This is a genomic window from Saccharospirillum salsuginis (genome assembly GCF_014651855.1).
Classification (GTDB): Bacteria; Pseudomonadota; Gammaproteobacteria; order Pseudomonadales; family Natronospirillaceae; genus Saccharospirillum; species Saccharospirillum salsuginis.
Genome location: NZ_BMXR01000006.1, coordinates 303,431 through 323,386 on the forward strand (window position 1 = coordinate 303,431; position 19,956 = coordinate 323,386).

The 19,956-nt window shown below is 60.0% G+C and carries 19 protein-coding genes; all 19 read left to right on the plus strand.

The features are described 5' to 3' along the window. Window positions 1–238: 238 nt before the first annotated feature. Window positions 239–1,165 carry a MurR/RpiR family transcriptional regulator gene (locus IE111_RS13745; protein WP_189609640.1) on the plus strand — a complete coding sequence of 309 codons (927 nt, stop codon included), beginning with the start codon at window positions 239–241 and terminating at the stop codon, window positions 1,163–1,165. Next, window positions 1,155–1,907 carry an enoyl-CoA hydratase/isomerase family protein gene (locus tag IE111_RS13750; protein ID WP_189609642.1) on the plus strand — a complete coding sequence of 251 codons (753 nt, stop codon included), beginning with the start codon at window positions 1,155–1,157 and terminating at the stop codon, window positions 1,905–1,907. Before IE111_RS13745 ends, IE111_RS13750 begins: the two co-directional genes overlap by 11 nt. Continuing rightward, a complete protein-coding gene (locus IE111_RS13755; RefSeq protein ID WP_189609644.1) occupies window positions 1,904–3,994 on the plus strand; it encodes an acetate--CoA ligase family protein in 2,091 nt (696 codons plus the stop codon). The genes IE111_RS13750 and IE111_RS13755 overlap by 4 nt, the downstream gene beginning before the upstream one ends. Beyond that, a complete protein-coding gene (locus tag IE111_RS13760; protein WP_189609646.1) occupies window positions 3,994–4,824 on the plus strand; it encodes an enoyl-CoA hydratase-related protein in 831 nt (276 codons plus the stop codon). The genes IE111_RS13755 and IE111_RS13760 overlap by 1 nt, the downstream gene beginning before the upstream one ends. Window positions 4,825–5,041: 217 nt before the next feature. After that, complete coding sequence (locus IE111_RS13765; protein ID WP_189609648.1) at window positions 5,042–5,722, plus strand: hypothetical protein; 681 nt, start codon at window positions 5,042–5,044, stop codon at window positions 5,720–5,722. Between the two features lie 245 nt (window positions 5,723–5,967). Next, window positions 5,968–6,930: a TAXI family TRAP transporter solute-binding subunit gene (locus tag IE111_RS13770; RefSeq protein WP_189609650.1), complete on the plus strand. Its 963-nt coding sequence runs from the start codon at window positions 5,968–5,970 to the stop codon at window positions 6,928–6,930. 233 nt (window positions 6,931–7,163) lie between these two features. Continuing rightward, a complete protein-coding gene (locus IE111_RS13775) occupies window positions 7,164–9,770 on the plus strand; it encodes a TRAP transporter permease (RefSeq protein WP_189609651.1) in 2,607 nt (868 codons plus the stop codon). Continuing rightward, window positions 9,760–10,194 (plus strand): universal stress protein, encoded by a 435-nt coding sequence (locus tag IE111_RS13780; RefSeq protein ID WP_189609654.1) that lies wholly within the window; start codon window positions 9,760–9,762, stop codon window positions 10,192–10,194. The genes IE111_RS13775 and IE111_RS13780 overlap by 11 nt, the downstream gene beginning before the upstream one ends. A gap of 123 nt (window positions 10,195–10,317) precedes the next feature. Continuing rightward, window positions 10,318–10,593, plus strand: a complete 276-nt coding sequence (locus IE111_RS13785) for an ElaB/YgaM/YqjD family protein (RefSeq protein ID WP_189609655.1) — start codon at window positions 10,318–10,320, stop codon at window positions 10,591–10,593. Between the two features lie 213 nt (window positions 10,594–10,806). Continuing rightward, a complete protein-coding gene (locus tag IE111_RS13790; protein WP_189609658.1) occupies window positions 10,807–11,238 on the plus strand; it encodes a hypothetical protein in 432 nt (143 codons plus the stop codon). 397 nt (window positions 11,239–11,635) lie between these two features. Further along, window positions 11,636–12,169, plus strand: a complete 534-nt coding sequence (locus IE111_RS13795) for a hypothetical protein (RefSeq protein WP_189609660.1) — start codon at window positions 11,636–11,638, stop codon at window positions 12,167–12,169. Between the two features lie 121 nt (window positions 12,170–12,290). Then, the gene (locus IE111_RS13800) at window positions 12,291–13,655 is read left to right on the plus strand and encodes a c-type cytochrome (protein ID WP_189609661.1); all 1,365 of its coding nucleotides are present in this window, start codon (window positions 12,291–12,293) and stop codon (window positions 13,653–13,655) included. 21 nt (window positions 13,656–13,676) lie between these two features. Next, entirely contained in the window at window positions 13,677–15,458 is a 1,782-nt protein-coding gene (locus tag IE111_RS13805) for a cytochrome c oxidase subunit I (RefSeq protein WP_189609663.1), read from the plus strand. Further along, window positions 15,458–16,138 (plus strand): cytochrome c oxidase subunit 3, encoded by a 681-nt coding sequence (locus IE111_RS13810; protein WP_189609665.1) that lies wholly within the window; start codon window positions 15,458–15,460, stop codon window positions 16,136–16,138. The genes IE111_RS13805 and IE111_RS13810 overlap by 1 nt, the downstream gene beginning before the upstream one ends. A gap of 4 nt (window positions 16,139–16,142) precedes the next feature. Then, window positions 16,143–16,835, plus strand: a complete 693-nt coding sequence (locus IE111_RS13815) for a heme-copper oxidase subunit III family protein (RefSeq protein WP_189609667.1) — start codon at window positions 16,143–16,145, stop codon at window positions 16,833–16,835. A gap of 9 nt (window positions 16,836–16,844) precedes the next feature. Next, window positions 16,845–17,171, plus strand: coding sequence for a cytochrome C oxidase subunit IV family protein (locus tag IE111_RS13820; RefSeq protein ID WP_189609670.1), 327 nt, complete (start codon window positions 16,845–16,847; stop codon window positions 17,169–17,171). After that, entirely contained in the window at window positions 17,168–17,845 is a 678-nt protein-coding gene (locus IE111_RS13825) for an SCO family protein (RefSeq protein WP_189609672.1), read from the plus strand. The genes IE111_RS13820 and IE111_RS13825 overlap by 4 nt, the downstream gene beginning before the upstream one ends. A gap of 339 nt (window positions 17,846–18,184) precedes the next feature. After that, window positions 18,185–19,126 (plus strand): ABC transporter ATP-binding protein, encoded by a 942-nt coding sequence (locus IE111_RS13830; protein WP_189609674.1) that lies wholly within the window; start codon window positions 18,185–18,187, stop codon window positions 19,124–19,126. Window positions 19,127–19,138: 12 nt separating this feature from the next. After that, window positions 19,139–19,900 (plus strand): ABC transporter permease, encoded by a 762-nt coding sequence (locus tag IE111_RS13835; protein WP_189609676.1) that lies wholly within the window; start codon window positions 19,139–19,141, stop codon window positions 19,898–19,900. Window positions 19,901–19,956 lie beyond the last annotated feature (56 nt).

Genomic DNA, 19,956 nt, shown 5'->3' on the forward strand with positions numbered 1-19,956 from the left:
CCATGGTGGGCGGTGCCCACCCTACAGTACTCGATGGCCATTGCCACCGCCGAAATGTCGGATTACGCCCTTCGGGCTACCGGAGCGCCGGCCGATCCAACCTACAGTTTGCAAAAATTTTCATTTTCTCCTCGAGCCTCCAATAAAAACTCACCAAAAGCCCCATTCCCCGGTCTAGAATGAAACTAAATTTTCATTTTTAACTTTATTTTGAAACCCCACCGGGAGACCCGCCACAATGCCCCCAATGCCGGAACCATCGAACGCCAACAGCGGCACCCAGACCGCCGAGCCGCTGCCACCGAAGAACCTCGCCGCCCTGCAACGGGTGCGCGCGGCCATCGAGGACAAGCGGATGACTCTGGCGCTGGGGCGACGCTCCCTGCGGGTGTTGGCCGAACTGCTGGATAACCCGCGCCAGGCGGCGATGAGTTCGATCACGGAACTCGCCGGTGAACTGGGCGTCAGCCCGGCGACGCTGTCGCGATTGGCGCGGCAGTTGGGGTTCGAAGGGTTCAAGGCGTTTCAGCAGGTGTTTCGGCGCGAAAGCAGTGGTCAGAGCCGGTATTACAGCCAGCAGGCGAGGCAGTTGTCGGGTAAGGAATATCACACCCGGCAACGGATCGAACGGATGCAATCCACGCTCGATCAGTTGGTGAGCTGGAATGACGAAGCGCTGCTGAACGAGGTGGCGCGCCAGCTGTATCGCAGCCGCCGGGTGAAGATTTACGCCCGCCGGCAAAGCACCAGCCTGGCGAGTTTTCTGGGCTACTGCCTGGCGATGCTGCGGCCCCGGGTCACGGTGCTGGGCACCGGCGAACTGGGCGCCAGCCATGCGGCGGCGCTGCTGGAACCGAACGATCTGACCGTGTTCATCGGCTTTCACCCGTACAGCCCGAGCACGGTCAAGGTGGCGCGGGTGGCGAAAGAGAAGGCCTGTCGGATGATCGCGATCACCGACAGCCACACCTCACCGATCGCCGCCCTGGCGGAGACGGTGGTCCGGGTCCCGGTTGACACCGGGTTTTACAGCAACAGTCTGGTCGCGGCCACGGCGCTGATCGAACTGTTGCTCGACAAGGCGGCTTATCTGGCCGGCGATGCGGGTATCGCCGCGCTGGAAGAGCGGGAACAACTCATAGTGAAGATGCAGGATGAATACTGAGGTTCGAATAGAAGACGACGGCGCTGTCCGCTGGCTCCGGCTGAACCGGCCGGAACGGTTGAACGCCGTCTGCGAGGAACTCTACACAGCGCTGGAACAGGCGTTGATGGCGGCGGACTCGGACCCCGATGTCCGGGTGGTGGTACTGGCCGGCGAAGGCCGCGCCTTTTGCGCCGGTGCCGATCTGAAGCGTCACCGTGAGGGCCGCACCGAGGAACAGCGCCGCCATTATCTGTGGCAGGAACAGCGCGTCTGCCGTCAATTGTTCACTCATTCGAAACCCATCGTCTGCGCCATGCACGGCTACGCCATTGGCGCCGGGCTGGAGCTGGCACTGAACTGCGACTGGCGCATTGGCTCCGAAAGCCTGCAGGTCAGCCTGCCGGAATTGGGCATCGGCAACTTCGTCGGCGGCGGCATCACCGCCTTGTTGCCCAACCTGGTCGGGCTGGCCAACGCCCGTCGGCTGATGTTGCAACCGAACCGGAAGTTCAGCGCGGTCGAGGCCGAACAGCTCGGCATCCTCGATGCGGTGGTCACCAACGACGACCTGATCGACCGCGCCGGACACCGCGCCCATGAACTGGCGGAACTGGAACCGGCCAGCCTGATGACGGCCCGGCGACAACTGCGCGACGCCGTAATGCATCACTATGACCGCGCCCTGGCCGAGGAGTGGCAGGCCATGGTGGCCGCCACCGGCGGCGCGGATTGGCACAAGAAACTGGAGCAAAACGCATGACTCCCCTGATGAACGCCTGGCAGGCCGAACGCATCGCCGTGATCGGCGCCAGTGAACAACCGGCGAAGCGCGGTCACCAGATCGTCCGGGCGTTGCAAACATCGGCTTACAATGGCGCGATCTACCCGATTCACCCCAAAGCCGAGACCATTCGGGGCCTGCCCGCATTCGCGCGCATGGCGGACCTGCCGGCGGTACCGGACCTCGCGGTCATCTGCACGCCGCTGGCGACCGTGCCGGACCTGCTGGTGGATTGCGCGGCGCACGGCACCCGCGTCGTGGTGGTCGTGGCCACGGCCCAGCCGCACGAACGTCATCTCGAACAGGAACTGAGGCACGTCGCGGATGAACACGGCGTGCGCCTGATCGGCACCAACACCTCCGGCTTGCTGAACCCGCATGCGGGGATCAACCTGGCCGGTATGCCGACACCGACCGCCGGCGGCCTGGCGTTGGTGTCGCAATCCGGCAACGTGGCGCTGTCGATCATGATGCAGTCCATGCTCTATGCCGATTCCGGACTTTCCGGCTACATCGGCGTCGGCAACCAGACCGATCTCGGCTTCGCCGACTATCTGGGCTTGTTCCGTGAGGACCCTGCTACTCAAGCCGCCATGCTCTATGTCGAAGGCGTAGGCGATGGCCAACGCTTCTTGCAGGAAGTCTCCCGGTTTACCCAGACCAAACCGCTGGTTGTGCTCAAGGCCGGCAAGAGTCAGCAAGCCGTGGCCGCCGTCCAGTCCCACACGGGTTCGCTGGCCGGCAACTACCGGATCAGTGCCGATCTGTTGCGCACCGTCGGCGCCTATGTGGTCGACCAGCCCGAACAACTGCTGCCGGTGGCCGAGGTGCTCAGCCATCAGCAGGGGGCGCCGCGCGGCCACTGGCAGGTGGTCACCGACGGTGGCGGTCACGGCAGCGTCGTCGCCGATCTGATGGTGGATTACGGCGTGGACTTCGCTCAAACGGATACCGCCAATCCCTACGACCTGGCCGGCGCCGCCGACGACAATCCGCGCGTCTTCGCCGACTGCATCGACGCCTACCTGAACCGGCCGGAAGTCGACGGCGTGCTGGTCACCGGTCTGTTCGGCGGCTATCACCGTCGCTTCGACGCGTCCCTGCTCGAGGCCGAGCACGCCGCGGCCGAGGCCATCGTCGATACCATGCGCACCACCGGCAAACCGGTCATCGTGCACAGCCTCTATCCGGTCGTCGACAACCCGGTGCTGCAGGCCCTGCGGGCCCAGGGCATCGCCGTGGTCCAGTCTCTGGACCTGGCGGTGCGCCTGATGCAGGCGCTGACCTGGCGGGCGCGCTATCGGAACCGTCACCCCGCTTCGCTGGCCACGGCCATCCGCAAGCGGGCGGTCAGCGAAGGCGCCTGGCTGACAGAGTGGGAAGCACGGCACCGGCTTGGGCAGGCCGATCTGCTCTCCGCCCGGGACCAATCGCTGATGACTCATCCCGGCCAGGCCGCCGAGATCTGCCACGCCCTCGGGCAGCAACCGATGGCTCTGAAAATCATGTCGCCGGACATCGTGCACAAGTCCGACGTCGGCGGGGTCATGCTGAACATCAGCGGGGCCGAGGCATTGAGTGAGGCCTACGGGCAACTGCTGCATCGGGTCGGCGCCGTCTGCCCCGACGCCGATCTGCAGGGCGTACTGGTGACGCCCATGGCCAAAGCCGGTACCGAGCTGGTGGTCGGTTTCCTCAATGACGTCCAATACGGCTCGGTGCTGATGCTGGGTATCGGCGGCACCTGGGTGGAAGTGCTGGCCGATGTCGCCTTCCGCGCTTTGCCGGTGGTGGAAAACGACGTCCGTGACATGATCGAACAGCTGGACTATAAAGCCCTTGTACAAGGCTACCGCCAAAGCCGCCCCAACGACCTCGACAGCCTCAGTCGCTGGGTGGTCAGGGTGGCCGACTGGTACCTGAAACAGGACGATATTCTCGAGATGGAATTCAACCCGGTATTGATCAACCCGGACGGCTTCGCGCCGGTGGATGTGCGCATCAAGGCGCAACACACCAACGACCGTGACGCCCCGCAACCGAACTGGAACAGGATGGCGCCTTAATGCTTACCTTACCCGAATTGACCGATGCCCTGATCCGGGTCGAGGACGGCATCGCCTGGTTGACGCTGAACCGCGACGACCTGCGCAACGTCCTCACCGGCACGGACCTGATCGCCGACCTGGAGAAAACCGTCCATTTCGTCAACCACGAGAAAGCGATCTCGGTGCTGGTGATTACCGGCGCCGGCAAGGCGTTCTCCGCCGGTGGCAATTTGAAGGAAATGGCCGGCCGCACCAGCAGCCACGCCGACGGCCCCTACGCCGGCCCGCCGGAGGCGGTCAAACGCAAGTACCAGGAAGGCATCCAGCGCATTCCCAAGGCTATGGCGGCGCTCACCAAACCCTGTATCGCTGCGATCAACGGCCCCGCCATTGGCGCCGGGTTCGATCTGGCGTTGATGGCGGATCTGCGCATCGCCAGTCCCAAAGCCAAATTCGGCGAAACCTTCGTCAACCTGGGGCTGATTTCCGGCATCGGCGGCGCCTGGTGGCTGCAGCGCGAACTCGGCTACCAGCAGGCCGCGCGGCTGACCCTGCTCGGCGAAGTGATCGACGCCGACGAAGCCTTGCGGCTCGGACTGCTGCTGGAAATCCCCCCGGCCGATCAATTGCTGGAACGCGCCGGCGAACTGGCTATGCAACTGGCCGACAAACCCCCGATGGCCCTGAGTCTGAACAAGCAATTATTAATGACCGCTCAGACCACCGACTTCGATCATTTCCTGGAGCAGTGCGCCGAGTTACAGGGCTACTGCCACAACCAGGAAGATCATCTGGAAGCCGTGAATGCGTTTCTGGAGCAGCGGCGGCCGAAGTTCAAAGGCCAATAAGCCGTCTTGACTTCGTCTAGCAAATTGGACCTTCCCTGCCAACCCGGGAAAACCCCGGGTTCTCGTAACCCTTCTCGGCATTACTGTTTGAAAACGTAAACCCGCCTTCCAACCACCGGCCCCCGGTGACTACCCTGTGACCGTCACGTATCGACGTGACCGGGAAGTACCAGGAAGTAACACAATCAACCATTGAAGGATTGAAGGAAGGTTTATCATGAAGATATCCGCACTCTTGTCTCGCCTGACCGGCGCCGTAATCGCGTTCTTTTTCGCGACCGGCGTATTCGCCTCCAGCGTGGTACTCGACTACGAACTGGAAAACTGTTCACAACCGCCCGAGCACGAAGAGCTGTCCTATCTCGCCAATGAGTTCCAGACCAGCAAAGAATTGAGTGCTTATCTCTACGAGAAGCACGGTTGCACGCTGGCCGTGGATGAAGACTATCTCGCCGAGATCCAGGAAAAATACAAATACCAGCAGATCATCACCAACACCGGCAATACCCGTTACGAAGCATTGGAATCCTGCGCCTACCACCCGCAACGCGAGGAATTCGCCTGTTCCATGTCCGTCCGTCAGCGGTTCGGGTTCGCCGGTTACCCCGCCATCGGCGCCGGCTCCAATGAATGGGTGCTGGTCTGTGTCGACTACGGCAACGGCCTGAAGCCCATGGACACCGCTTCGGTCCATGTTCATGACGAGCAGTACGGCGAACCGCCGATGTGGTACTACGCCGCCATGATCCAGGCGGACGAGACCCTGCAGGCCCAGGTGCAAAAAGGCCAGACACTCAAAGCCCGCGCCATCCTGTCCTGGGCAGCCCGTCCCACCGACTGCTCCTACCAGCCCGTGTGGGGCAACCAGGCCGACTTCCGCATTAAACTCGACCCCTGAGTCGTCCCTTAAAAAAGCACCCGCAACGGGTGCTTTTTTCGATATCGGACTCTGAGATCCCGTCATAATCTAACACCGATCACAATTCCCCAATCGCCCTATTGGCGCTTTCGTGAATAGCGGCTACTCTAGAGCAAGGCATTGTCAGCCTACTCAATGGAGAAACCTAGCGAGCGGACCGCACCCTGCCGTATTCGTGGTCCAGTCAGTCTCGCTACAACAACGCTAACGAGGTAGGACTCACCATGAAACGCTTACTCACCAGCACACTCGTCGCCGCCGGTTTGGCCGCGACTTCCTTCAGCACTCAAGCTCAGGAATTCATCACCATCGGCACCGGCGGCGTCACCGGCGTCTACTACCCGACCGGCGGCGCCATCTGCCGACTGGTCAACGCCAACCGCGACGAACACGGCATTCGCTGCTCCGTAGAAAGTACCGGCGGTTCCATTTATAACCTCAACACCATCCGCGCCGGCGAACTCGACATGGGCGTCGTCCAGTCCGACTGGCAATACCACGCCTACAACGGCACCAGCCGGTTCGAAGACGACGGCGCCTTCCGCGAACTGCGCGCCGTCTTCTCCGTCCACCCCGAACCCTTCACCGTCGTCGCCCGCCGCGACGCCGAAATCCAACACTTCGAAGACCTGAAGGGCAAACGCGTCAACGTCGGCAACCCCGGCTCCGGCCAACGCGGCACCATGGAAGTATTGATGGACGCCTACGGCTGGACCATGGACGACTTCCAACTCGCCTCCGAACTCAAACCGGCCGAACAATCCAAAGCCCTGTGCGACAACAAAGTCGACGCCATGGTCTACACCGTCGGCCACCCCAGCGGCTCCATCCAGGAAGCCACTACCGCCTGTGACACCGTCCTCGTCGAAGTCAGCGGCGACGTCGTCAACAAACTGGTCGAAGAAAACGGCTACTACAGAACCGCCACTATTCCCGGCGGCATGTACCCCGGCAACCCTGACGACGTCCAGACCTTCGGCGTCGGCGCCACCTTCGTCAGCTCCACAAACAGCTCACCGGACGTCGTCTACCAGGTCGTTAAAGCCGTCTTCGAAAACTTCGAGACCTTCACCCGACTGCACCCGGCCTTCGAAAACCTGAAGAAAGAAGAAATGATCACCGACGGTTTGTCCGCGCCCCTGCATGACGGTGCCAAGCGGTATTATGAAGAAGCCGGGATGATGTAATTTCACCAACCAATACCACTCAGTTCCGGTGGTATTGATTGTGAATTGGCACCCAAGGCTAGTAACAGGGGCCCGGTGTTCTCTGGAGGGGACATCTGAGCCATGGATGGCGAAGCTAAGCGCCCATGGATGGGTTCACAGCGGTCCCCGGAAGAGAATACCGGGCCCCTGTTACGGGTTTTAGCAACCTAACCAACCACCAAAACAAGAACGAAGCCGCAGTAGGCCCTCCGATGACTCAGGACGATTCGAACTCCAAGCACGACCGATCAGCGGAAGACATCGTCGCCCAATCCGAAACCGGCGCCCGTCACCTTCCGCCCACACTCGACAAAATTTTTTGGCTGCTCCTGCTGCTCTGGTCCATCTTCCAGGTCTGGTACGCCTCACCCTTCCCGTTCATGCTCAACTTCATGGTCCTGAACGAAGACCAGGCCAAAGTCATACACCTCGCCTTCGCCCTGCTGTTCGCCTACACCTTCTACCCGGCGAGCCCCCGAGCCGACCACAGCCGAATCCTCTGGTACGACTGGGCGTGGATCATCGTCGGCGTCTGCTCCGTCGGCTATCTCATCGTCTTCCGCGACCAACTGGTCGAACGCTCCGGCGCCGCCACCCCCATGGACGTCGCCATCGGCGTACTCGGCCTGATCAGCCTGCTCGAAGCCACCCGCCGGGCACTGGGAAAACCCTTGCTGATCGTCGCCAGCGTCTTTCTGCTGTACACCTATCTCGGCCCCTACATGCCGGACGTCATCTCCCACGCCGGCGGCAGCGTGCGCAAAATCGTCTCGCACCAATGGCTGACCACCGAAGGTGTCTTCGGTGTCGCCCTCGGCGTATCCGTCTCATTCGTTTTTCTGTTCGTCATGTTCGGCGCCCTGTTGGAACGGGCCGGTGCCGGCAACTACTTCATCAAGCTGGCGTTTTCACTGCTCGGACACATGCGCGGCGGGCCGGCCAAGGCGGCGGTTGTCTCATCCGGCCTGAGCGGCGTGATTTCCGGCTCCTCGATCGCCAATGTCGTCACCACCGGCACCTTCACCATCCCATTGATGAAGCGCGTCGGCTTTCCCGGCACCAAGGCCGGCGCCATCGAAGTGGCCGCCTCCACCAACGGGCAACTGACCCCACCGATCATGGGCGCGGCGGCTTTCCTGATGGTCGAATACGTTGGTATCTCCTATCTCGAAGTGATCAAGCACGCCATTTTGCCGGCGATGATCTCTTACATCGCCCTGATCTACATCGTGCACCTGGAAGCCGTGAAGGCCAACATGAAAGGCATCGAACGCAGCCATGTGCCGACGATACTGGAGCGACTCGTGACCTGGCTGACCACGGCCATCGTGTTGATGGTGTTGAGTCTGGGCATCTATTACGGCACCGGTTGGTTCGATTCGGTATTGGGCAATACCGGAGGCAGTTGGGCCTTTATGGCCGTCATGGTGGTGCTCTATCTCGCCCTGGTGAAACTGGCGGCGGGCGTGCCGGACCTGGAAATCGACGACCCGGACGACCCGGACGTGACCATTCCTGAAGCGGGGCCGACGCTGAAGGCCGGTCTCTATTTTCTGGTCCCGGTACTGGTGCTGGTCTGGGCGCTCACCGTTAAGCGCTATTCACCGCAACAGTCCGCCTTTTACGCGACCGTGTTTTTAATGTTCATTGTGGTCACCCACCGCGCCCTGATTCAGATCTTTCGCGGCGAAGCCGAGCGCTGGTGGCGGGAAATCCAGAGCGGCAGCCGGCACCTGGTCGATGGGATGGTGGCCGGCGCGCGCAACATGATCGGCATCGGCATCGCCACGGCGGCGGCCGGTATCGTCGTTGGCACCGTCACCTTGACCGGACTCGGCCAGATGATGACCGAACTGGTCGAAATTCTGTCCGGCGGCAGCATCCTGGTCATGTTGATGTTGACCGCCGTCATCTGCGTTGTGCTCGGCATGGGCCTGCCGACGACGGCGAACTACATCGTGGTTTCGACCATCATGGCGCCGGTTATCGTCAATGTCGGCGCCGAGAACGGATTGATCGTGCCGCTGATCGCCGTGCACCTGTTCGTGTTCTATTTCGGCATCCTGGCGGACGACACTCCGCCGGTGGGTCTGGCGGCGTTCGCCGCCGCCGCCATCGCCCGATCGGACCCGATCAAGACCGGGGTGCAGGGGTTTACTTACGACATCCGAACCGCCGTTCTGCCGTTCATGTTCATCTTCAATACCCAATTGTTACTGATCGGTATCGAATCGGTGCTGGATCTGGTGATTACCATCGTCAGTGCGATTATGGCCATGCTCGTATTTGCTGCGGCGACCCAGGGGTACTGGTTAACGCGAACCCGCTGGTGGGAGACGGCCGCCCTGTTGCTTATCGCGTTCACGCTGTTCCGGCCAGGCTACTGGTGGGACCGTCTGTATCCGCCGGTTGAACACATGCCGGCGACCCAGTTGGAAGAAACGGTAATGGAACTGGAACCGGGTGACCCGTTGCGATTGGCCGTCTCGGGCATCAGCATCGAAGGGTCCGACATCAGCCGGACGGTTGTTCTGGATATCAACAACCGGCTGGATACATTCGAAGCGCGACTGTCGAGCACCGGCCTCGGTATTCGCGAAGAAGGCGGCCAATACTTCGTCGACACCGTGACGTTCGGCAGCCCGGCGGACAAGGCCGGACTTTTCTTTGATTGGGAAATCGAAGCTGTGGTCGCGCAAACGGACCGGCCGCCAAAAGAGTGGATGTTTATCCCGGCGCTGGCGTTGTTGGGCGGTCTGGCCTATATGCAAATCAGGCGTCGACAACGAATGGAGGGGGATGGGGCTCATGTACACTAAGATACTGGTGCCGCTGGATTTAAACGAAGGCAGTTTCGCGGACAAGGCGGTGGTCGCCGCGCGCGATCTGGCACAACAGTTTAATGCCGAGTTGTTTTTACTGACTGTCGTGCCCGGATTCGAGATGCCACTGGTGGCGACTTACTTTCCCGAACAAGCCCATCAGGCGATGATGACCGACGCGCGCGAGGCCGTCGAAGCGGAAGCCGAAACCGTGTTGAAAGGCAGTGGCGTGACCTACCACTGCCTGGTGAAAGAGGGTAAGCCGGTTGAGGCTATTCAAACCGAAGCCCGTCGTTTGGGGGTCGATCTGGTGGTGATGGCGAGCCACAAGCGTCGACGTCTGGAACGCGTGGCCCTGGGGGCGGTGACCAACAAGGTTGTGGCGCAATCCGATGTGCCGGTCCTGGTGATCAAGCCTTGAGTGTCAGCCCTTGAATTACCCGGGAGCAATCCCACAGTGACTTGTGTAGTTAGAAAAAACCACCTGTAAGAGCGGGTCCACTCCAACCGGACCCATATTCATTTCGTCACAGGAGGAACGATTATGGCTACACGTACCGATGATGAACTGACCCAAGTAAAATCGGATCTTGCCAACCTGAAATCCGACATGTCGGACATTACCCATTCACTGCGTCGACTGTCCGAACAAAAAGCCACTCAAGGCCGTGAGCGTGTTAAACAAGCCGCTTCGGAGTCGCTCGAACCCGCCGAACGCAGTCTGCGTTCCGCCGAACGGGAGATTGAACACCACCCACTGACCTCGGTCGCGGCATCCTTTGGCGTCGGCATGTTGGTCGGCAAACTGATGGGCCGCTGATGCACTCTAGGCAGATGACCGGCTGGATGTTATCCCAAGTTTCGGGGATTGCTGGGTGGCTATGGCCCGCGCCGGCTACCGGTGGACCCTCGGCGGGTCAGCGTAAATCCGTCCCTGGAGCCTAGACCGCAGCATCCCTGCTGCGGACTCCCCCGCAGAGGGTCCACCGGCATCCGTCGCTCGCAACGTGCGAACTCTGAAAGTTGAGATGCTATGAGTTTGATACCGCGATTAAAAGTCAGGACGATCGGTGTGGGCCTGGTCGGTCTGCTGGTAGCGTGCGCGATCGCCTGGTTGGCGTTCGCCGCCTATCTTGGACTGACACAGGTCCTGGAACCCGTCTGGGCCGCTATGGCGACCGGTGGGGGCTGCCTGGTGTTTGCCCTGGTGGTCTACTGGATCTTCGCCGTGGTCAGTCGACCCAAGGCGCCGCAATCCAGCCCGGGCCTGGAAGCGCTCATGCAACAGGCCGCGGACCCCCTGGTTCGGGACCTGATTGTCCGACATCCGGATCGGGCTTCGCTCGCCGCTCTGGCGTTGGGCGTGGCCGCCGGCTCCAGCCAAACCGCGCGTTCCGGGATACTGACGATTGTGGAGTCCGTCCTGGCTTCCGAAGTCGATCCCGAGGAACAGCGCCGGTCCTGATGTCCCACACCGAAGCAGCACCCGCTGCTTCGGTGTGATGTTGTCATGATTCTACCTACCCATTCCGAAGCAAAGACCAAAAACCTTGACAAACCACAGCCTGACCGGGTGCGTTTTATACTGATTATCGGTAAGAAAACAGTGGCTAATATCATTTAAGAATGACAATTAGAACGCAGTACGGCGATGCGTTGAATACCCATTTTTGTAACTCTCTGTTTTATCTGTTGTTTTACAGTTGCATTGCCGATGTGTGAAATGCGTGACCGGAAATAAGGCAGCCGTTACATGCTGGAGTCGATGGAAGTCGGCATTTGAAAAAAGTCGTACATGCAGTAGGTTTAAAGCCAACCGGATGGCAATGCCCAGCCCAACCCAAACAAAAAAGGGGGCGACCATGAAGTGCATTTACTATCTGTCACCAACCTTAAAGGAAAGTGCCCAGATCGCCGACGACCTTCACGCGGTCGGCATTTCCGACTGGTACCTTCACATCGTCAGTAAAGACGAATCCGGCTTGCGACAGCAGCATCTGCAAACCGCGAATTACATCGAAACGCTCGACCTGTATCACAGCTCGGTCCTGGGCGGTTTGATCGGTTTTTGCGGCGGTATCGTGTTGATGATGATCTTCAGCGCCACCGGCGTGTTCAGCGAAAACGTCCCCTGGTGGGTCTATGTGCTGTTTGTCGGTGTCATCACACTGTTCGGTATATGGGAAGGTGGCCTGTGGGGCGTCGACACCGAGAACAAGAAGCTCGAACCGTTTCATGATGAGATACAGGCCGGTAAATACCTGATACTGATTTATACCAAAAAAGAACAAGAACAAGCCGTGCGCAAAGTGATGGCGGACCGTCATCCGGATGCGGACATGGTGGCGGTCGATACGCATTTCGTATCACCTTTCTCCCGCCTCAAGCGAGTCTGAACAGCGCGCGAGCTTCGCATCACCGCCCGGTCATCGACCGGGGCTCCGGATCCCCCGGGTTTGATCAAACCGGGTGGCGGCGTGGTGGTAGACGTCTTATTTGTCGGTCAAAGGATAGGTCATGGTCATAGCGGTTGTACTGTTAGCCTTGGTGGTGTTTACGGTCATCGTGCATTTGGCCAGCCCTTGGTGGTTGACGCCGCTGGCGTCCAATTGGGGGTCGATCGACAGCACCATTGAGATTTCCTTCTGGGTGACCGGCGTGGTGTTCGTCGCCGTGAACCTGTTTCTTGCCTGGGTGGTTTGGCGCTACCGGCACACGAATAAACACAAGGCCCATTACGAACCCGAAAACAAACCCCTCGAAGGCGGTTTGACACTGGTGACGGCCATTGGTGTCGCCGCCATGTTAACGCCGGGTCTGATCGTCTGGGCCAACATCGTCAACGTGCCCGAAGACGCCCAGGTCGCCGAAGCCATCGGTCAGCAATGGCAATGGACCTATCGTTTCCCCGGCGACGATGGTGAACTGGGTTCCGCCGATGCCCGTCATGTGACCGTTAACAACCCCTTCGGTCTGAACCCCGAGGACCCGACCGGCCAGGATGATGTTCTGATCAACAGCCACCGGATACACCTGCCGGTGGATGAATCGGTCAAGTTGTATCTGCGCTCCACCGATGTGTTGCACAACTTCGCCGTCCCCCAGTTTCGCATCAAAATGGACCTGGTTCCCGGCACGGAGACACACCAGTGGTTCGAACCCAGCCGCACCGGAACCTTCGACATTCTCTGTGAGGAGTTGTGCGGCATCGCCCACTACACCATGCGCGGCCAGGTGGTTGTGGAAGAACGCGCGGCTTTCGACGACTGGCTCGCCCGGTTCCCGACCTTCGCCGAGACCCAGCGTCAACCGCAAATCGACCTGGCGGCGGGCGAACAATTGTTTACCAGTTGCGCCGGCTGCCACGGACAGGACGGAGCCGGCAACCCGGACCAGAACGCCCCCAACCTGACCGCCCTGACCCCGGATTACATGGCGCGGCAACTTCGGTATTACCGCGACGGCATTCGCGGTACCCATCGTGAGGATACCGCCGGCCAGCAGATGGCGGCCATCGCTCAGTCGCTGTTTTCTGGTGAGAGTCCGGGGGCGGATCAACGCAATCTTCTGGCCTACATCGATCAACTGCCGGATGTCGACAGCCCGGCGACCATCGATGGCGACCCTAAACGCGGTCGGCGCGTCTACGAACCCTGCGCGGCCTGTCACGGAGTCAATGCCGAAGGTCGGCCGATGTTGAGCGCGCCTCAGTTGGCCGGACAGGCCGACTGGTATCTGCGCCGCCAGTTGGAACACTTCAGCCTGGGTTGGCGCGGTGAGCACCCGGAAGATCAGTACGGCACCCAGATGCAACTGATGACACGCACCATTAAAAGTCCGGAGCGGTTGGAAAACCTGTTGGCGTATCTGTCATCGCTCTAATCGAACGCGAGGCCCGACACCATGACGCACATAGCCATTGCCGATCAGGAACCGCATCTGCACCACCCGAAGACCTTCATCGGCAAATACATCTGGAGCCAGGATCACAAGGTGATCGCCATCCAGTACGCCTCCACGGCTATCTTTGTCGGCCTGGTGGCCCTGCTGTTGTCGGTTCTGATGCGCCTGCAGCTCGGTTACCCGGAAACCTTCGAGTTCATCAATCCCAATGTGTATCTGCAGTACGTCACCATGCACGGCATGATCATGGTGATCTATCTGCTGACCGCGTTGCTGCTTGGTGGTTTCGGCAACTACCTGATTCCGCTGATGGTCGGCACCCGGGACATGGTGTTTCCCTACCTGAACATGCTCAGCTATTGGTTCTATCTGCTGTCGGTGATCATTTTGATGGCGAGCTTCTTTGTGCCCGGCGGGCCGACCGGGGCGGGTTGGACGCTGTATCCGCCACAGGCGATCACCGAAGGCACACCGGGGGCAGGAGTCGGCATCATCATGATGCTGGCGTCGCTCGCGGTCTTCATCGTCGCGTTCACCATGGGCGGGTTGAATTATGTGACCACCATTCTGCAAGCCCGCACCCGTGGCATGACCCTGATGCGCATGCCGCTGAGCATCTGGGGCATCTTCATCGCCACCGTGCTCGGCCTGTTCGCGTTCCCGGCTTTGTTGGTCAGCGCGATCATGATGCTGTTCGATACCGTGGTTGGCACCAGCTTCTTCATGCCGGCGATCCTGTCGCTGGGCGAACCACTGCAGCACGAGGGCGGCAGTCCGATCCTGTTCCAGCATCTGTTCTGGTTTTTCGGGCACCCGGAAGTCTACATCGTCGCCTTGCCCGCGTTCGGCATGGTCAGTGATGTGCTCAGCGTACATGCCCGCAAGAACATCTTCGGGTACCGGATGATGGTCTGGGCGATCGTTATCATCGGCGGCCTCAGTTTCGTCGTCTGGGCGCACCACATGTACGTCAGCGGCATGAACCCCTATTTCGGTTTCTTCTTCGCCACCACCACCCTGATCATCGCCGTACCGACGGCGATCAAGGTGTACAACTGGGTGCTGACATTGTGGCGCGGTGACATCCACCTGACGGTGCCGATGCTGTTCGCGATCGGGTTTATTTTCACCTTCACCCACGGCGGTTTGAGCGGTCTCTTCCTGGGCAACGTGGTGGTCGATCTTCCGCTGTCCGATACGTTTTTCGTGGTCGCGCATTTCCACATGGTGATGGGCGTGTCGCCGATCATGGTGCTGTTCGCCGCCATCTATCACTGGTTCCCGCTGATCAGCGGCAAACAGCTGCACACCGGCCTGGGCAAGCTGCATTTCTGGGGTACCTTCCTGGGCACCTACGCCATTTATCTGCCGATGCACTACCTCGGCTTCCTCGGCGTTCCGCGTCGCTATTACGCCCTGGGCGAGGCGTCGTTCATTCCGGAATCAGCACACGCGCTGAACGAAGACATCACCATCGCCGCCATCATCGTGGCCTTGTTTCAGATCGTGTTCATCATCAACGTGATCTGGACGCTGCGCTCCGGTCCCAAGTCCGAACGCAACCCCTGGGGCGCTGCGTCGCTCGAATGGCAAACGCCGGACGTTCCACCCAAACACGGCAACTGGGGCGATGAACTGCCGGTCGTGCATCGCTGGGCGTACGACTACAGCGTGCCGGGTGTTGAGGAAGACTTCATTCCACAGAACGTACCGGACAGCGAAGTACCCGGTCATCCGGAACATCCCGAGTTCAAACCGAAAGACTCGCGGGAGGAAGACTGATGAAGTGGTTCGGATTCCTCAGCGACAAACCCTGGTTGCCGATACCGGCCGGCTCCGCGCCCGAGCTGACCGGCCCGGCGCAAGTGCCGGCGCCGAAAATCGCCCTTGGCGCGTTACTGGGTGTCATCAGCGTCTTTTTCCTGCTGATCTTCGTCACTTTTATAACCCGATCACAATACGAGGATTTCCAGGCGTTGGCCGGCGAACCCTGGCAACCTTTCAGCGATACCTGGCGGCTGTGGATCAACACCGCCGTCCTGCTGGCCGCCAGTGTGTTCATGCATCGGGCGGTCCAGAAGGTGCGTCAAAACCCGTCGGAAGCGCCATTGGGCTGGCTGGCCGGTGGTGCTTTGGCCGCGGTGCTGTTCCTGATCCTGCAGGTGTCGGTCTGGCAGTTTCTGATGCGGCTGGGCTACGGCGTCAGTGCCAACCCGGCGAACAGCTACTTCTACATGCTGACCGGCCTGCATGGGCTGCACCTGATCGGCGGCCTGGTGGCGCTGGGCCGCGTCTTTCTGCAGTTGAGCAGCGACCGTTCCCGGCGGGACATCACCACCGCCATCGAAGGCTGCGCACTCTACTGGCACTACCTGTTCATCCTCTGGCTGGTGCTCTTTTTCATACTGACGCGGACGCCGGACACCTACGCATTCATCGCCGCCGCTTGTGGACTGGGGTGAGACTATGACGACTGATTCCATGACATCAAGGGCACAGGACGCCAAACCGATCGGCTACTGGCAAAAGATGGTCAATGACTGGTCGGCGGACAAGGAAGCCTTTCAGCTGTCCTGGGGCAAGCTGATGATGTGGATCTTCCTGCTCAGCGACACCTTCATCTTCAGCATCTTTCTGATCAGCTACATGAACGTGCGCATGTCGACCACGGACGAATGGCCGCTCGCCAGTGAAGTCTTCGCCCTGCACGTCGGCAGCGCCAACATCCCGCTGCTGCTGATCGCCATCATGACCTTCATCCTGATCACCAGCAGCGGCACCATGGCCATGGCCGTCAACGCCGCCTATTCGCGCAACAAGAAACTCACCTTCTGGCTGATGGTGACCACCGCCTTGCTCGGTGCCAGCTTCGTCGGTATGCAGGCCTTCGAATGGACCAAACTGATCGTCGAGGAAGGTGTAAGACCCTGGGGCAACCCCATGGGCGCCGCCCAGTTCGGTTCCTCCTTCTTCATGATCACCGGTTTCCATGGCATGCACGTCACCGGCGGAGTCATCTATCTCGCCATCGTCGCCACCAAGGTGCGGCTCGGGCACTACGATCAAAAAGGGTTCCAGATCGTCGAAATCACCGGCCTCTACTGGCACTTCGTCGACCTGGTCTGGGTATTCATCTTCGCGTTTTTCTACTTGTGGTAAGGAGGCGGTATGAGCGAGCACGCCGAAGGCCAGCAACATCCGATTGGACTGTACTTCAAAGTGTGGGGGTTGCTGTTCGTACTCAGCACCCTGTCCTACCTGGTCGACTACTTCCAATTCCAGGGCTACCTGCGCTGGTCCCTGATCCTGCTGTTCATGTTCCTCAAGGCCGGCTTGATCATCGCTGTGTTCATGCACTTCGCCTGGGAACCGGTGACACTGAAAATCGCCCTGTTCCTACCGATACTCGCCATCCTCGTCTTCATCTACTTCATCGCCGTCGAAGCCGACTACACCTACCTCAACCGGCTGATCTACTCACTGGGTGAACCGTGACCGCAACCCCACTGAAATACAGCCGCGCCGACTGGATCATGGGCGTGGCCGCCCTGCTGGTCCTGGCCATCTCTGCCCTGATCATGCTCTGGCCGCAAGGCCCCGCGCCGCCCAACATCCAGGGCGCCATACTGCCCACACCCAAACCCTTATCGGCATTCCGGCTCACAGACCACCAGGGACAGCCATTCACCCACACCGACCTCAATGGCGACTGGCACCTGATCAGCTACGGCTTCACCCACTGCCCCGACATCTGCCCCACCACCCTGTTCGAACTCGCCGAATTCCGCCGGCAACTGGAAGAGCACGGTCGCTTCACCGACCTGCAAGTCCTGTTCTACACCATCGACCCGATACGGGACACCCGAGCCAAACTGGCCGACTACGTGCCCTGGTTCCACGACACCTTCATCGGCCTTAGAGCAAACAACCAAACCCAGGCTGACGCCTTTCAAACCAACCTCGGACTGACCGCCCAGGTATCACCCTCCGACGACCCGGCCGACTACGACGTGGCCCATGGCATGAGACTGTATTTGATCGACAGCCAGGGGCGCTATCGCGCCAGTCTTGAGCCAACAAAGGATCGTGATGGCAGTCAGTATTATGAACCGGAACGATTATTGGAGGATTATTTGGCGCTGAGAAGTTGGTCGAATCAATTGCGCTGATATCAATTTGACTGGGTTCGTTGGCCTGTGACTGGTGGCGGGCGCCGGGGGTTCCTGTTTGGAGATGTCGGCAACTATGGGTGGCACATTACTCAGTGGCGGGTGCCGGGGTTCCTATTCAGGGATGTCGGCGGCCAGGACGGCCGCCGTCAAGCCCCCAGGGATGGGTTCACTGCGACCCTGAATAGGAACCCCGGTTCCCGCCACGAACGACAGGCACACCTGTTTACCGTGCCTCCTTTCATTCCCGCCACCAAAGGCAACCATTCCTGTCAGAACCAACCGTGCTACCATGCCACCCCTGACCGAAACGAGTATCAGCCGTCGACAGGAGCCCGCATGGCCTCGATCATCGAAATCCAGAATCTCAACAAAACCTACGACAGCGGCTTCCAGGCACTCAAACACATCGACCTGGACATCCATCAGGGTGAAATCTTCGCACTGCTCGGCCCCAACGGCGCCGGCAAAACCACCCTGATCAGCATCATCTGCGGCATCGTCAACCCCACCAGCGGCATGGTGCGTGCCGACGGCTACGACATCCTCAGCGAATACCGCCAGGCCCGTTCCAAGATTGGCCTCGTGCCCCAGGAACTGTCCACCGACGCCTTCGAAACCGTCTGGGCCACCGTCAACTTCAGCCGCGGCCTGTTCGGCAAAGCGCCCAACCCCGAGCACATCGAAAAAGTGCTGCGCGACCTCTCGCTCTGGGAAAAGCGCGACTCGAAAATCATGATGCTCTCCGGCGGCATGAAACGCCGGGTCATGATCGCCAAGGCCCTGTCACACGAACCCAAGATCCTCTTCCTCGACGAACCGACCGCCGGCGTCGACGTCGAACTGCGCCGCGAAATGTGGCAAATGGTCCGTGGATTGCGCGAGCAGGGCGTCACCATCATCCTGACCACCCACTACATCGAAGAGGCCGAGGAAATGGCCGACCGCATCGGCGTCATCAACAAGGGCGAACTGATGCTGGTCGAAGGTAAAACGTCGTTGATGCAAAAGCTCGGCAAGAAAGAGCTGCGCCTGGCCCTGCGCGAACCGCTGGATGCCGTGCCGGCCGACTTGAACGACCACAGCCTGGCACTAAGCGAGGACGGCTATGAACTGGTCTACAGCTTCGACTCCCAACAGGAGCACACCGGCATCTCCGAACTGTTGCGCAAGCTTGGAGAGCAGGGAATCGACTACAAGGACCTGCGCACCCGCGAAAGCTCGCTCGAAGACATCTTCGTCAACCTCGTTCATTCCAATGATGACACCGTGGCCGGTTAAGGGGACCCTGTCATGAACTACTATTCGATACGCGCCATCTATTTGTTCGAAATGGCCCGCACCTGGCGGACCGTATTGCAAAGCGTGGCGACCCCGGTGATATCCACATCACTGTATTTCGTCGTATTCGGGTCGGCGATCGGCTCGCGCATGGTCGAGATCGACGGCGTCAGCTACGGCGCCTTCATCATTCCCGGGCTGATCATGCTGACCTTGCTGATGCAGAGCATTTCCAACGCCTCGTTCGGCATCTACATGCCCAAGTTTTCCGGGACCATTTACGAAGTGCTGTCGGCGCCGATCTCATACGCCGAAATCGTCATCGGCTATGTTGGTGCCGCCGCGACCAAGTCGATCATCCTCGGGGTCATCATCCTGATCACGGCCCGCTTTTTCGTGGACTACCACATCGATCATCCGATCTGGATGTTCAGCTTCCTGGTGCTGACCTCCATCACCTTCAGCTTCCTCGGCTTCGTCATCGGTATCTGGGCCGACGGTTTCGAGAAGTTGCAGATCGTGCCGATGATGATCGTCACGCCATTGGTCTTTCTCGGTGGGACCTTTTACTCGATCGATATGCTGCCGCCGTTCTGGCAGGGCGTTACCCTGTTGAATCCGGTGGTGTATCTGGTCAGTGGTTTTCGCTGGAGTTTTTACGGCTTGTCCGATGTGCACATCGCCGTGAGCGTGGCGATGACGTTCGGGTTTCTGGCGGTGTTTCTTACTCTGGTGTGGTGGATCTTCAAGACCGGGTATAAGTTGAAGAGTTAGTGGTAGTGCATGGTCGTAGGGCAGAAGAGCGGAGCGATATCTGCCGCGGGTAGACC

Bases quoted from the DNA above. Each gene is read 5' to 3' on its own strand.
- IE111_RS13755 (WP_189609644.1), top strand. From the start codon at position 1,904: ATGACTCCCCTGATGAACGCCTGGCAGGCCGAACGCATCGCCGTGATC.
- IE111_RS13760 (WP_189609646.1), top strand. From the start codon at position 3,994: ATGCTTACCTTACCCGAATTGACCGATGCCCTGATCCGGGTCGAGGAC.
- IE111_RS13805 (WP_189609663.1), top strand. From the start codon at position 13,677: ATGACGCACATAGCCATTGCCGATCAGGAACCGCATCTGCACCACCCG.
- IE111_RS13815 (WP_189609667.1), top strand. From the start codon at position 16,143: ATGACGACTGATTCCATGACATCAAGGGCACAGGACGCCAAACCGATC.
- IE111_RS13775 (WP_189609651.1), top strand. From the start codon at position 7,164: ATGACTCAGGACGATTCGAACTCCAAGCACGACCGATCAGCGGAAGAC.
- IE111_RS13770 (WP_189609650.1), top strand. From the start codon at position 5,968: ATGAAACGCTTACTCACCAGCACACTCGTCGCCGCCGGTTTGGCCGCG.
- IE111_RS13780 (WP_189609654.1), top strand. From the start codon at position 9,760: ATGTACACTAAGATACTGGTGCCGCTGGATTTAAACGAAGGCAGTTTC.
- IE111_RS13790 (WP_189609658.1), top strand. From the start codon at position 10,807: ATGAGTTTGATACCGCGATTAAAAGTCAGGACGATCGGTGTGGGCCTG.
- IE111_RS13820 (WP_189609670.1), top strand. From the start codon at position 16,845: ATGAGCGAGCACGCCGAAGGCCAGCAACATCCGATTGGACTGTACTTC.
- IE111_RS13830 (WP_189609674.1), top strand. From the start codon at position 18,185: ATGGCCTCGATCATCGAAATCCAGAATCTCAACAAAACCTACGACAGC.
- IE111_RS13810 (WP_189609665.1), top strand. From the start codon at position 15,458: ATGAAGTGGTTCGGATTCCTCAGCGACAAACCCTGGTTGCCGATACCG.
- IE111_RS13750 (WP_189609642.1), top strand. From the start codon at position 1,155: ATGAATACTGAGGTTCGAATAGAAGACGACGGCGCTGTCCGCTGGCTC.
- IE111_RS13795 (WP_189609660.1), top strand. From the start codon at position 11,636: ATGAAGTGCATTTACTATCTGTCACCAACCTTAAAGGAAAGTGCCCAG.
- IE111_RS13800 (WP_189609661.1), top strand. From the start codon at position 12,291: ATGGTCATAGCGGTTGTACTGTTAGCCTTGGTGGTGTTTACGGTCATC.
- IE111_RS13765 (WP_189609648.1), top strand. From the start codon at position 5,042: ATGAAGATATCCGCACTCTTGTCTCGCCTGACCGGCGCCGTAATCGCG.
- IE111_RS13785 (WP_189609655.1), top strand. From the start codon at position 10,318: ATGGCTACACGTACCGATGATGAACTGACCCAAGTAAAATCGGATCTT.
- IE111_RS13835 (WP_189609676.1), top strand. From the start codon at position 19,139: ATGAACTACTATTCGATACGCGCCATCTATTTGTTCGAAATGGCCCGC.
- IE111_RS13745 (WP_189609640.1), top strand. From the start codon at position 239: ATGCCCCCAATGCCGGAACCATCGAACGCCAACAGCGGCACCCAGACC.